Origin of the sequence: Syntrophobacter fumaroxidans MPOB, from assembly GCF_000014965.1 — a bacterium.
GTDB classification, from domain to species: Bacteria; Desulfobacterota; Syntrophobacteria; order Syntrophobacterales; family Syntrophobacteraceae; genus Syntrophobacter; species Syntrophobacter fumaroxidans.
On sequence record NC_008554.1, the window covers coordinates 2,850,746 to 2,864,177 of the forward strand.

General features: G+C 62.0%; 9 protein-coding genes. 5 read left to right on the forward strand and 4 right to left on the reverse strand.

Translation table 11 applies throughout. The features are described from left to right. The first annotated feature begins 725 nt into the window (after positions 1 to 725). A complete protein-coding gene (locus tag SFUM_RS12000; RefSeq protein WP_011699170.1) occupies positions 726 to 1,322 on the forward strand; it encodes an NAD(P)H-dependent oxidoreductase in 597 nt (198 codons plus the stop codon). Positions 1,323 to 1,511: 189 nt separating this feature from the next. Beyond that, positions 1,512 to 2,069 carry a phosphatidylglycerophosphatase A family protein gene (locus SFUM_RS21780; RefSeq protein ID WP_011699171.1) on the forward strand — a complete coding sequence of 186 codons (558 nt, stop codon included), beginning with the start codon at positions 1,512 to 1,514 and terminating at the stop codon, positions 2,067 to 2,069. A 132-nt stretch (positions 2,070 to 2,201) separates the two neighbouring features. On the opposite strand, the gene SFUM_RS12010 is transcribed toward SFUM_RS21780, so the two are convergent. The 3 genes from SFUM_RS12010 to SFUM_RS12020 all read right to left on the reverse strand — a co-directional run bounded on the left by SFUM_RS12010 (position 2,202) and on the right by SFUM_RS12020 (position 6,320). After that, entirely contained in the window at positions 2,202 to 3,236 is a 1,035-nt protein-coding gene (locus SFUM_RS12010) for a DUF2950 domain-containing protein (RefSeq protein ID WP_011699172.1), read from the reverse strand. Positions 3,237 to 3,312: 76 nt separating this feature from the next. Further along, complete coding sequence (locus SFUM_RS12015) at positions 3,313 to 4,578, reverse strand: DUF3300 domain-containing protein (protein WP_011699173.1); 1,266 nt, start codon at positions 4,576 to 4,578, stop codon at positions 3,313 to 3,315. Positions 4,579 to 5,015: 437 nt separating this feature from the next. Then, a complete protein-coding gene (locus SFUM_RS12020; RefSeq protein WP_011699174.1) occupies positions 5,016 to 6,320 on the reverse strand; it encodes a B12-binding domain-containing radical SAM protein in 1,305 nt (434 codons plus the stop codon). Positions 6,321 to 6,818: 498 nt separating this feature from the next. Here SFUM_RS12020 and SFUM_RS12025 point away from each other — a divergent pair, with 498 nt between their 5' ends. The 3 genes from SFUM_RS12025 to SFUM_RS12040 all read left to right on the forward strand — a co-directional run bounded on the left by SFUM_RS12025 (position 6,819) and on the right by SFUM_RS12040 (position 11,851). Further along, the gene (locus SFUM_RS12025) at positions 6,819 to 8,660 is read left to right on the forward strand and encodes an ArnT family glycosyltransferase (protein WP_011699175.1); all 1,842 of its coding nucleotides are present in this window, start codon (positions 6,819 to 6,821) and stop codon (positions 8,658 to 8,660) included. A gap of 339 nt (positions 8,661 to 8,999) precedes the next feature. Beyond that, a complete protein-coding gene (locus tag SFUM_RS12030) occupies positions 9,000 to 10,259 on the forward strand; it encodes an AAA family ATPase (protein ID WP_011699176.1) in 1,260 nt (419 codons plus the stop codon). 434 nt (positions 10,260 to 10,693) lie between these two features. Beyond that, positions 10,694 to 11,851: an ATP-grasp domain-containing protein gene (locus SFUM_RS12040; RefSeq protein WP_011699178.1), complete on the forward strand. Its 1,158-nt coding sequence runs from the start codon at positions 10,694 to 10,696 to the stop codon at positions 11,849 to 11,851. 259 nt (positions 11,852 to 12,110) lie between these two features. Here SFUM_RS12040 and SFUM_RS12045 read toward each other — a convergent pair whose 3' ends face one another. Continuing rightward, on the reverse strand, positions 12,111 to 12,917 hold the full coding sequence (locus SFUM_RS12045; RefSeq protein WP_011699179.1) for an alpha/beta hydrolase: 807 nt from the start codon (positions 12,915 to 12,917) through the stop codon (positions 12,111 to 12,113). Positions 12,918 to 13,432: the final 515 nt, after the last annotated feature.

Here is a 13,432-nt window from a genome sequence, read left to right on the forward strand (position 1 = left end):
ACCCATCCCGGGACTCCACCCATCCAACAGCCCCACCCTGACCCTGGCCGCGCTCCGACCGGCAATTCCCCCGCGCCGGTTCCAGGGCAGGGCACACATACATCCGGCTGTGCACCGCGACCCCTTGTGTGGTATCAATGATGGACCGCGACGGTTGCCTTTGACGGCACCCCAGGCAGTCCGGACTCCCGGACGAAGATCGATATCCCTGTCCGGGGCGGTTTCCGGGCGTATTTCTTCACGGGCGCCGACAGGGTTTCCGGGAAAGGAGCAAAAGAGGCGAAAATGAGCTTTCCGGACGGCGTCCTGTGCAACTTGAACGGTTTGATACGAAGTTACCTAGAAAATAGATTCCCGGGTGAGTCTGTTTTCATGCTTCGCGGGTGTCGCAGGGGGCATGGATAATTGCGTTCAAGATGGATCTTTCAAGCACAAAAAAGCGGGGGAATGATTCCCCCGCACCCCCCAAGTTTCGGCCACACGCGCAAGCGCGTGAGGCCGAGTGCTCGGCGCTGTCGGCGACTGGCCGAAGGCCGCCGCCGCAGCGCCACACGGAGCCGCGAAGCGGCGAGGGGGTGTGGGGGATACGTTCCCCACGCTTTTAGAGTATCATTTTGAACGCAAATCCGTATGAAGGGGGCGGTGACGCGCCCGAAGCTGCCGGGATGACGCGAAACACCGGCGGCGCGCCGTTCGCAAGTCAAGTCACCGAGGAGATGAAGCCGATGAACATTCTGGTTGTCCTTGCGCACCCGAGCGATACCAGTTTCAACCGGGCCATCGCCGACGCCGTCACAGGGGTTCTGCGCGGCAACGGACACCGGGTCGTGTTTCACGATCTTTACGCGGAGGGCTTCGACCCTCTCCTCGCCCGGGGAGAAGACGCCCGGGACGCCGCGTTGGATGCGGTTGTGGCGAATCACTGCGCGGAGCTGTCCGCGGCGGACGGCGTCGTGATCGTGCATCCCAACTGGTGGGGGCAGCCGCCCGCGATTCTGAAGGGCTGGGTGGACCGGGTCCTCCGCCCTGGCGTGGCCTACGAATTCGAGGAGGGGGACAACGGTGAGGGAGTCCCCGTCGGCTTGCTCAAAGCGCGGGCGGCCGTTGTGTTCAATACCTCCAATACGCCGCCGGAACGGGAATCACAGGTATTCGGCGACCCGTTGCAGTTGCTGTGGAAAAACTGTATTTTCGACCTTTGCGGGGTGAAGCGGTTTTGCCGCAGGATGTTTGGCGTCATCGTCACGAGCACGCCGGAGGAACGCAGGCAATGGATCGAGGAGGCGAAGGGGTTAGTCGGCGAGGTTTTCCCCGCAGCCTGAGCCGGGACGGTCCGGGCTCGCCGACTTCACTCGGGAGCTCCGGCCGCTTCGACACGGCATCGAGCATGTCCCCCGCGGCGTCGTGCACCATGCGCCGTCCCCGGAATGCGTCCGGGAGAGCTCCGGACCGGTGAAAAACCGTCCGCGGCGGACGCGCTCGATCTCCTATCGTCGATACACCGAGGAATCATGAAAACGGATACGAAATCGATGAGCGGACCCGGCCCCGGATCGGCGGATCGCCTGCGGCTCATGGTCGCGTCGGCGTTCTGGCTTGGCCTGTCTCCCGTGGCGCCGGGAACTTGCGGCGCGCTTCTCGGTGTGCTGATACACTTCGCCGCCTTCGCCCTTCTCCCCCCGGACCTGTGCACGGGGGCTCTCGTTGGGGCCCTGCTCCTGGTGTGCGCGGCAAACCATTTCCTGACCCCCTGGGCCGTCGCTCACTGGAAAAGCAAAGACCCGTCGCATTTCGTTCTCGACGAGGTCGCCGGCTACCTGGTGGTGCCCATTCTATTCCACCACGGGAGATTCTGGCAGGTGGCCCTGTGGGGGTTCATCCTCTTTCGCGTGCTCGATATCGTCAAGATTCCCCCCGCCAGGCAGATCGACCGCGAGCTGACCGGTTCCTGGGGGATCGTGCTCGATGACCTGGTGAGCGGCTGCTACGCGGTTCTGGGACTGTACGCAATGATGTGGATCGGGCGTTGCATCGGCTTCGAGGCGTGGCTTGTTTCGGGTTCCGGATGATGCCCGGCGCGGACCCCGATTCAGGGGCGGCGGGTGTCGATAAAACAGGAGACCGAAGCGGCCGGGGCCGCGGTGGTGCGGGAAATCCCGGCCGGACCCGCAAGTCCGGCCGGAGCTCTTCTCATCCTTTCGTCATTTCGGCGGTTCGACCTTTTTCCACGTCCTGTCGGGATCGAACCTGCTCATCTTGGAGCCCGCTTCCGCGGCATGTTTGCCGAAGTCCTTCTCGTAGATGATGCCGTCCTGGTTCACGATAAAGGTCATGATCCCGGAATTGCCGTACTCGGCCGGGTAGGCGACGAGGGCGAACCCTCCCGTCATGTCGCCCTTGACCACGTAGTTCCTGGCCCCGCCCTGCGCGTGAGTTCCCTGGGCCTTGAGGATCCGGTAGAAATAGCCGTGATAAGGCACTTTCACGCCTTCGGGCTGTTTCTTGTAGCCTTCCTTTGCGGCCAGTGCCATGAGCGGTCCCATGGGGCTCTCTTCCCGACCTTCCCCGGAAGGCCAGTACAATCCGTCGGCCTGCCTTTCCTCGCTCACCAGCTTCTGAGCGTATTCCAGCACGCCGTCGGAATCGCGGTCCTTGCCGATATATTCCCGCTGGGCATCGACGTAGGCCTTGCACACTTCCATGACGTTGAGCTCATTGCGGCCGATGCGCCGATTATGAATTTCTTCCTTGCCGGCCCTGGTGTCGAACACCCACCCGCCGTCTTTCCGTACGATCGGGATGGGCAGCGCCCATTCGTCCCTGCCCAGATGCGCGATCACCTTTCCGTCGCCCCGAGCTTCCAGCCGGTTCATCTCCTTGTAGGCCAGCACGACCCTGTCGAGATCCGCCTTGTCGGCGACGTCATCGCCCGAGGCGATGATTCCCTTGCCCTCGGCCCCGAAAATGACCAGCAGCTGCCCCCTGTCCCCCGCCTCAGCCGCGTTCATGAGACTCTTCAAAGCTTCCTCGGGGCTCGCGAACGCCTTCTGCTTTATCTCCTGGGCGACCGCCCGCTGTTTCGGTTTGACCTTCCGAACCGGAGTCGGCGCAGCCTGTTTGTCCGTCTGAGCCCAGGCCGGGGAACCCGCAAGGACGACCGCCATGACGGTCGCAAGCAGAGCAACGCCGAAGTACCGGAATGACCTCACCCGCATATTCGATTCAGACTGAAACATCGTCTTTTCCTCCATCGAGAATTCCCAACTATTGGCGTTCAGATTTCAGCTCTTGACCAGGTTCGCACCGCTTCGGCTATCGTCGCCGACCGCCTCCGCCGCCTCCTCCGTGCAAACCGCCGCCGCCCATGCCACCGCCGCCATGGATGCTCTGGCCGCCACCGGCGCCGCCACGGGCGCCCTGGCCACCCGCTCCGCCACCCTGGAAGCTCTGGCCACCGAATCCGCCGCGGCTCCCCTGACCTCCTGAAGGCTGCTGCAGAACCTGGCGCTGATAGGTGGGGCTGTTGCGGCTGGCCTGCCCGCGCTGACCGGCGAACTGGTCTTTTCGCCCGTTGTCGAGGCCGCCGAACGCCTGATTCTGCCGACTCTGCCCCTTGTCGACGTTCATGGCAGATTTGGGCTGATTGGATCGCGCCGCGTCGTAACCGCGATTGTTCAGAGTCGATGGATTGGTGCGGACCGCATCACGCCGGGCGTTCGCCTGGCTCTGGTTGTAACGCTGCGAGGCATTCGCGTTCCTGTATGGGACATTCTGCCGATGATAGGGATCATGGTTCCAGTAGTGACCGTGGGGAGGCCCCGGATAAGGACCGCGCCGATTGTTCCAGACGTTCCTGTTATAGAAATTGTTGTTGTTGATGATGACGTTGTGGGTGCCCCAGTTGAAGCCGCCGTAGAGATACGCTCCCGCGAAAAAACCGGCGGTGAAGCTCACGAAGCCGGGCGCCGCGACGTATCCGGGCGGATAGAGAACAGCCGGAGGATATGCCGGATAAGCCCAGGCGCCGTACACCACGGTCGGGTTGTAAACGGGCACGTAGACCACCTGGGGATCCGCGGGCTCGACACTGATGACGTCCTGTTGGACGACGACCTTCTGTTCCTTGGTGCTCTTGAGGTTCCCCTGCGCCTTGGCCTGTTTCCTCAGGCGCTGGATCGAATCCATCACGTCCTGTTCCTGGCCGAGGAAAGTGTCACCGAGCTTGCTGGTCCAATCCAGCTTCTGACTCATCATATCCAGCACTTGGGGAAAATAGACCAGCGATTTGACGCTGGGATCCCAGCCCTGCTGTTCGACGGCATCATCCAGCTGCTTGCCCTTGAGACCCTGGTTGGCCTTGCTCCACCGGTCCGCTTCCACTACCTCCAGCGGATAGGTCGACGCCATGAGAATCTGGCTCAGAAGGGAATCGGGATAGAGGGCCACGGGAGCCGTCATTTGATCGATCTGCTGGGGGGTTGCAAGCGGAGCGCCGCCCTGGGCGCACACTCCGGCGGGCAACGCCGCTAGAATAAACAGTACCAAGACAGAACACCATGGGATATTTCTTCGCTTCATGCCGCCCCCTCCTTCAGGTTTCATGCGTCTCGGGTAATAGATATGAGTGAACTGCAACCGGGATGAAATCGCTTTTGTAAAAAAGCTCAAGGCATTGTGGATAGCACGGCCCCGTCATACCGTCAAGAACAAGTCCATGACCCGGCAGACAAATGTAATGCTTTCAGTGGAGAAACCTATTCATGGCGACTTCCGGGGCCTCAACCGCTCCCGATGCTCTTGCCGCAATCATCCATGGAAGTCGCCGAGGGGGGGACAAAGGGACGCGATCTCCGCGGAAGGCCGGAAACCGGAGGGCTCACGCCGAAACATGACGATCGGCATCGTCATTCGTGCGCAAGGGGCTGAGGCAGCCATCAAGGAAGGATACGGCATTCCGGCGGATGTCTACCCGTGTACGGGGTCATCGCTGCCTGTCCTTCATGGAACAGCCGGTATCAATAGTAATCCACCGGGTCTTTCCTGTGCCGGACCGCCCACCAGAAAATGAGATTGCTGGGCAACCCCTGGGTGACATAGGACCACGCGGGCGCGGTGGACAGACGTCGAAAGATGGAGGGAATGGAATAGAATTTCCGGAAGCAATCCCATACTCCGTCTTCCACCTCCCGGGGGCTCATGTTCTTCGGAACGAAGAGGCAGTCCATGCCGAGGTAACGATCCGCCATGCGATTGAGCACACGGTTTTCCGCGATGAGTCTCGAGCGCATGGGCGTGCCCTCCCGCGGCGTCACCGTGTTGAAGAAGGCCATCGGGGCTCTCACCTGTTTCAGGAAGTCCATGGTCTCCGCGAAAATCTCGCGGGTGTCTTCATCCAGCCCGAACAGGAAGTTGAGCGAGTAGAAAATGCCGCGTCTTTCGAGCTCGCGCAGCATTTCCACATAATCCTTCACCCGGTTCTGCCTCTTGTTGATACTGGAAAGACTCTTCTGGGAAACGGATTCTATCCCGATATTCACGTGGTAGACCCCGGCCCTGACGGCCAGATCGAGCAACTCCGCATCGCGTGAAGTATTGATGGTCCAGAGGCAGCTCCACCTCACCCCGAGCGGGATCATTGCCTTGAACAGCTCCCGGGCGTACTCGTGACTCCCGGTGATGTTGTCGTCCACCACCTGGACCTTGCCGGTCGGTATTCGCTTGATATCCTCGATCACCTCCCCGATGGGCCTGTGCCGGTAGGTCCCTCCGTAAAATATGGGGACCTCGCAGAAGCTGCACTTGAACGGACACCCCCGGGTCGTCTGCAACGGCAGGTAGGGAACGAAGTATTTTCTGCGGTCGAGCAAGTCCCAACGCGGTGTCGGAAGGTTCTTGAGGTCGTGGAACCGGTCGGCCTTGTATCGGCTTTTCATGCGGCCGGCCCGGAAATCCTCGAGCAGCTCCGGCCAAGCGTACTCGGCCTCCCCCTCCACCACGGCGTCGCAGTGTTGGAGGCACTCCTCCGGCAGCAGCGTCGGATGAAATCCGCCCATCACCACCGCCACTCCGCGCTTCCGAAATTTCGCGGCGATTTCATACGCGCGTTCCGCCGTCCCGATGGTCACCGAAAGACCGACCAGGTCGTAGGGGCCGTCGTAATTGATTTCATCCATCCGGTCGTCTATGAGCTCGACCTCCGCATGGGGTGCAGTCAGCGCGCCCATGTAGGGGAGGGCGAGCCCCATGATCCAGCGCCTCTTGGTTTTATAGGGGAGACCGTTCGCAAAGACGGTTGCCGGTAGAACGATTAGGACTTTCATAGTCTCCGTCGCTTCTTTTTCGTAGAGGGCGGCCACGGCCCCATCCGGACCGGGACCTGTAGAGAAACGTCTCAACCCGTGCGTTTTCAGCACCGGGTGAATCATAAAAATACTGGACACACCTGTCAATATTATCGACGACTCACGGTGCCGCGTCCTTCATTTAAGGCATGGAGCCTTTCCTTGAAAGCACGCACCCTGGAACGACCGCCCCGCGAGCCGGGTTGGGCGGCCATGCCTTCCGTCGGTGCATGCGGCGGGGCCTCGCGATCATCCGCGGATTCGAGGGAATACCCCCGGCTCCCGCGGCGTCGCGGTGCCGATACCCGGTCTTCCACGGGACCCGCTGGGCGGCGGGGAGAAATCCGCGACGCGGCGTGCGAAGGCAGGCGCCGCTGCCGCGCGCTATTGAAATAGTCGCTTGCTGTGTTATCATCCGTGCCGGTTCGGGGGGCGGGAAACAGGCCCCGTTTGCTCAAATCGGATGCAGGATACAACATGATGAATGTCGAACGCATCGATTCCTCTCCTTCGAAGACCGATGCTTCCGGGGCGGCGCCGGTGGAAGGGGATTCCCCGCGGCCGGCCGGGAAAACCGGCTTTTTTCGATTTTTTCGCCACCCGGTCCTGTGGATCGTGTTGGCGGTCGCTCCCTTCTATCTTTTCGATCTGAGCACTCCGGCATTCAACGACGGCGAATGCATGTACGCGGAAATCGCGCGGGAGATGCGCCTTACCGGAGACTGGATCACGCCGCACCTCAACGGAAAACGCCACTTCGACAAGCCCCCGTTGCTCTACTGGCTGATCGGCCTGGGCCAGAACGTTCTCGGGGAAACGGAATATGCCGCGCGCATGTGGGCGGCCCTGGCCACCCTGGGGGGTGCCCTGGTTGTGGGGGCCATCGGCAGGTCGCTGTACGGCGCGCGCGCGGCCTGGCTGTCCACCCTGGTCTTCATCACCAGCCTGGGGCCTCACCTCTTCGGCAAGCTCGCCATGCCGGACCTGCCGCTGGTGTTTTGCATCACCCTCGCCATCCTCGGGTATGTCCGCGGCTTCCTGATCGAGTCTCCCGCCTCCGGCCGCTGGTCGCTGCTGATGTTTGTCGGCTTCGGACTGGCAACCCTCTCGAAAGGTCTTGTCGGGCTCGGCCTGTCCTCGGCCGTCATCGGGCTTCACGCCATCCTGAGCGGGCGGCTCCGCTCGTTTCTGACCCTGCGGTTCGCGTCGGGAATCCCCGTGACGGCGGCCATTGCCGTCCCATGGTATGTCGCCGCGGCCCGGGCCAACCCCGATTTTCTCGGCTACTTTTTCATACGCGAACATTTGATGCGCTTCACCGGCGAGCGTTTCCCGCCGGACGAATGCGTCGCCCTGCCGGTCTTTCTCGTCCTGACCTTCGTCTGGACCTTCCCGTGGCTGTCCCTGGTTCCGCAGGCGCTCTGGCGGGCTGTACGCAGGTTGAAGGCCGGTCCGTTTCTCAAGGGCGTGGACCTGCTCCCCCTTGTGTGGATTGGAGTCGTCGTGCTCCTTTTCTCGGCTTCGAAGTCCAGGCTCGAGTACTATGCCATGCCGGCTATCCCCGCGTTTGCGCTCTTGCTCGGCAGGCTATGGGACGACCTCCTGGAACCCGGTCCGGCCTCGCGGCGAACTCTGGCGACGGCGCTCGGCGTCATGGCGGGGGTGATGGTGCTGGCCGCCTTCGCCGCTTTCGCGGTGTTCGGCCCGTGGCAGGAAGTCGTGTTCCGGTTCTACGCCACGTCCTGGCCGACCTCGGGCTGGATCGAAGGCCCCGAGCAGGCCGCCTTGCTCGACCGGCTCCGCATCCCGAGCATCGCCAGCATGGCCGGACTGGCCGTCTTCACCGTTGCGGCCCTGGTCGCCGCCCTCAAGTCCCGCCCCAAAGTCGCTCTGGGGATCACCGCCGTCATGACGGCCCCGCTTTTTCTCATGATCCACTGGGGCTTCCTGGTGGTGGAGCCGTTCCATTCGAGCGCCCGGACAGCCGAGATCGTAACGCGGGCGGCCAGCCCCGAGGACGTCGTGGTCTTCCAGGAGCCTTACGAATACATGTGGACCAGCGGAATCACCTATTACGCCAAACGCTACGTGCACATTCTCAAGGATCCGAGATTCGAGGGCGTGGCGAGTCGCCTGCGGGAGCCGCCCGATCGGTTTCTCGACGGCGCGGGACTCCAGCGGCTGTGGGCTTCCGGGAAGAAGGTCGTCTTCGTGGGGGAGACGACCCGAGGCGACCTGGCGGATTTCTTGAACCAGGCCGGTCCCGTGACGGTCGTCGGCCGGTCGGCGATTCATTACGTGCTGAGCAACGGGAAGTGACCCGGAACCGGCTTGCTCGCAAGACGAGCGCCCCGTACCGCGGGCTGCGCGGCTTCTCCCCGCCGGGCGATTCAGTCCGGTGAGCCGTCATGGGGCGCGAGACTGCGACGAGACATGAAAGTTGACACCGCTTCCCATTCGGAATAGAGTTTTTGGGTTCCGACCCGTGCGGAGAACCGATCGAAGAAGAACGGTTTGCGTTCAAGGGGGGGGTGAGCGGACGAAGATATCCCTCCCTTTGCGCCCGGTCTGACGCCGGCTCCGGAAGAAGCCTCGCTTCCTCATGTTCTCTCGATGTGCTGAACAGTTCATTTTCCTCTGTCTTATGGAGTTACGACGATGGATGCTGACAAGCCGGGTGCAATGGAGATCATCGAACTGCTGCTGACGGCGGACATATACAACAGCGTCGCGGATCTCGGCGCAAACGACCTCCCCCAAAAGATTCGGGACCATTACCGCGACCCGGAAACCGGGATTGTTTCGCGCCCCATGCGCGTCACCCTCGCCGACGTGGAAAAGATATACGGCATCGAGGGCGGCCACGCGATCGTCCGGATGCTGCCCTTCATCGAACAGGAGGAATCCGACGGGCACATTTGGCTGGCTCCCTTCGACTCGGGCGCCCAGTGGTTGGCGCACCAGGATTCCTACGATCTGATTCAATCGAACCCCGTTCTGGCCTTCCACTATCAGAAGGATGACCCCACCATCAGTTACGCCGAAGCCCGGTGGAAGCGCCCGCCCGTTTCGGAAATCGAGGCCAGGATCGAGAAGATGTTCGGGGAAGAAGCGGACAGCCTGATGAAGCTCGTGACCATAAAGGTCCCGGGCGAAGTGAGGAGTCGGCTGGACGAGCTCGTCCTGACCGACGAGCAGCACGAGGAAATCGCCAAAGCCCAGAAGGCCCTCGAATACCGGGATTATCTCAAGGACATCGGGCTGTTCGAAATCGGGAAGATCCTGCTGGTGGGGCCTCCGGGAACGGGGAAGACCTCATCGGCCAGAGCCCTGGGAAGGTGGTTCGACCTGCCCCTGGTGGAGGTGAACCTTTCCATGCTCATCAGCAAGTACCTGGGCGAGACGTCCAAGAACATCGACAACGTGTTCATGCTGGCCAAGAAGCTGGGCCCGTGCATCCTGTTCATCGACGAATTCGACTTCGTGGCCAAGACCCGGGATTCGGACGATCACGGGGCCATGAAGCGCGCCGTGAACACGCTCCTCAAGGCCGTGGACGAGGTGAGCCTGGTGGAGGACGGCGTTCTGCTCGTTGCCGCCACGAACTATCCCCAGTTGCTGGATCATGCCGCATGGCGGCGATTCGACAAGGTCCTCAGCTTCACCCTGCCGGATGAAGACATGCGCAGCCGGATCCTGGCGATGGTCCTCCGGAGGATGGACGCCTCCGTCGATGCCGATGCGCTTGCCCGCCTCACCGCGGGATATTCCGGTTCGGATTTGCGTCTCGTGGTCCGCGAGGCGGTCCTCAATGCCCTCCTCGAAGACCGGAAGAAGATCGATCAGAAGGATCTGCTCCGCGCGGTGGCACAATTTCAGCGCCGGATGGACGATCATCGGGCGAACAGCATTACATGAAACCGCGTGCTCTTTCGGGCGTGAAGCGTTTCCCGGAGCGTTGAACCGAACGTTTCAGCGCAATCCCCCTGCCGCCGCGATATGTCCTTCAATGCCCGGAATGCCCCGGTTCCATCGGTTCCGGCGCCCGTGATCGGCATTGTCGGGCCGGGTTCCATCCCACTCTTTCCCTGTTTTGTGAACGACTCCAGAAATACCGGGGCGAATGCGCTCCGCCCTTGTCGGCGCGGCCTGCAAAACGGCCGCCTCTCGTTGTATCGACGATCCGGAAGTGCGCTCCGCCCTGCCCGCGCGGCCCGGACGCCCGGCCGGCAAATCCGCTCCTTTCGGCGCATTCCACTTGCGGAATCCCCGAGCGCCGGGGTAAATACCGGTCGTTTCGAGTGGCCTTACACCGGCGGTGCATAATATGATCGTCCCAAAGGAGAGACACGATGAACGTCGTATTCATTTCGCCGAACTTTCCTCCCACCTGGTTCAACTTCTGCACGGCCCTGCGGGAGGCGGGCGCAACGGTTCTGGGAATCGGGGATTCCCCTTACGACGAGTTGCGCCCGGAGCTTCGCGCCGCGCTGACCGAATACTACCGGGTCCCGGCCATGGGCGATTACGACGCCATGCTCCGGGCCTGCGGATTCTTCACGCACAGGTATGGAAAAATAGACCGCATCGAGTCGCATACCGAGTTCTGGCTGGGAATCGACGCACGGCTGCGCGAGGATTTCAACGTTTTCGGCCAGAAACCGCATGACCTGGAAATCAACCGCCGCAAGACGGGGATGAAGCGAGGGTTCATCAAGGCGGGAATTCCTTGCGCCGACGGGGTCCTTGCCACGGACGCGACGGTCGTGCGCAGGTTTGTGGCGGAACACGGCTATCCGGTCATTTTCAAACCGGACCAGGGCGTCGGCGCGGCGGATACCTTCAAGGTCGCCGGCGACGAACAGCTGGATGCCGTTCTGGGCAACCTGCCTCCGGGGTACATGGTCGAGAAGGCTCTGTCCGGCGATCTGCTCAGCTTCGACGGCCTGACCGCCCGCGACGGGTCCATCGTCTTCCGGACGGCCCATCACTTCTCCGCGGGCATCATGGAAACGGTGAACGAGCGGCGCCACCTGCACTACTATTCCCTGCGCGACATCCCCCCCGAGCTCGAGAGACTGGGGAGAAAGACCGTTGCCGCTTTCGACGTCCGGGAACGCTTTTTCCACATCGAATTCTTCCGCCGGGACCCGTCGACCTACCACGCCCTGGAAATCAATGTCCGTCCACCGGGCGGCTTCTCCCTGGATATGATGAACTACGCCTGCGACATCGACCTCTTCCGCTGGTGGGCGGAGTCGGTCGTACACGACCGGCGTGATTTCTCTTTCGAGCGAAAATACCACGCGGCGCATGCCTCGCGACGGCATGGGGTCAACTACCGGTTCGGCCACGAACAGCTGCTCGCCGAAATCGGTCCGCTGGTGGTCAACCACCTGGAAATTCCGGACGCGCTCAGCGGCGCCATGGGCAATTACGCGTACCTGCTGCGATCGCCCGATCAAGGCGAGATACTGGAGGCCATCGCCAAGGTCGAGGCGACGGCCTGATCGGGTCCGGGCCGCACGCACAATCGCCGCGCGATATCGAGTGAGGCGCGGGATCGGGTGGCGGGGCTCCTCGATCGGCTCTCGATTCGATCCGCGGGAGGTCTCTCATGCCGGGTACATGGAAAATGGAATCGGGCGGCCTCGGGTCATGCAGCCGCTGGGCGGCGTTTCATCCTTCAACGGTACCGGAAGGAAATGACGCTTTGTGTGAATGGAGGGTCTGCGCGAAAGAATTGCATGCTTCGTTGTGATCCCCGGGTCATGAAAAATGTGAAAAGTGTAGGTTTGACCCCGCCTCCAGGAGCCACGGCAGGATGTCAGGCAGGCGCGCCTGCCAGGCTTCCTCGTTGTGAAAATGCCCTTCCGCCAGCACGAACCTGAGCTCGTGGTCGCCCAGGCCGATGTCCTTCAGGTGCCGGTGGAAGCTTGCCACAGATTCCACGTAGTCCAGGTAGATATCATAATACCAGTAGCGCTCGAGCGTCCCCGCATCCAGGTAGATCTTGCACCACCGTCCGGTGGGGCGGTCCCACAACCGGAAGATTTCACTCCCCGCCCACATGACCGAAGGGGAAACCGCCCCGATCCGGCCGAAAACGTCCGGGTGGGTCTTGCCCAAAACGAGGCTCATCAGTCCTCCGAGGCTGGCCCCCATGACCGCGGTCCATTGAGGGGTCCCCAGCGTTCTGTAGGTCTGATCGACGAACGGTTTGAGGTGGTTGACCAGGAAATCGGCGAACAGCCGGCCGCGCCCGTCCGCGCCGATGGCCGGTTCGGGCCACGGCACGTACTCCGCGAAACGGTCGGGGAGGTGGTCGATCCCGACGATGATCCAGGGTTGGAGACGGCCCTCGAAGATGAGACGGTCCATGGTCGTGTTCGCGCACCAGGTATGGTAGAGGGCCGATTCCGGGTGGTTGAAGACGTTCTGGCCGTCCATCATGTAGAGAACCGGGAACCGGCGGTCCGGATGCGCCTGATAGGCATCCGGGGTATAGATGCGCAGGGTCCTGGTCGTCTCTTCCGGGTAGGAATAGAAATCGCGCAGAATCCGAATTTCGCTCATGTCCGCTCCTGGATTTCAGGAAAAGGGGCATCCGTGGAACCCGGGCGCCTCCGGGACGAATTCCCGGGACGAGTTCCCGCCGGCTTCCACATTCTATGACAAGCCGGCGTCCCGGGGAAGTGCGTTGTCATGATTTCGCCCTTGCCGGCGAAGCTCCTCCGGCCCAACCCGTCGTTGCTTGTGCTCTTCGCCCCTCGTTGTTATACTCTTGTGCTTATTCAAACCCGAAAGACACGGAGGGCCCCGACATGCAAAAAGTCATGATCCATCCCGCCGATTACGAGAACGTGCGCCCGGCGGTGGACCGCGCCCTCAGGCCTGTTCCCTGCCGCGCACGGGCCGCAGCACGTGTATCGAACAATGCCCGGTATCGCCTCTGCTCATGGGGGGCAGTGTTCGGGTGGCGAGTCCCGAGGTCTGCATCACCTGCTTCTGCTGCCGGGAAATGTGCCCCGAAAAGGCCATTGCCTTAAAATGAGGCGCTCGGCGGACTGAAGTCACGTGTTGAAACGAAT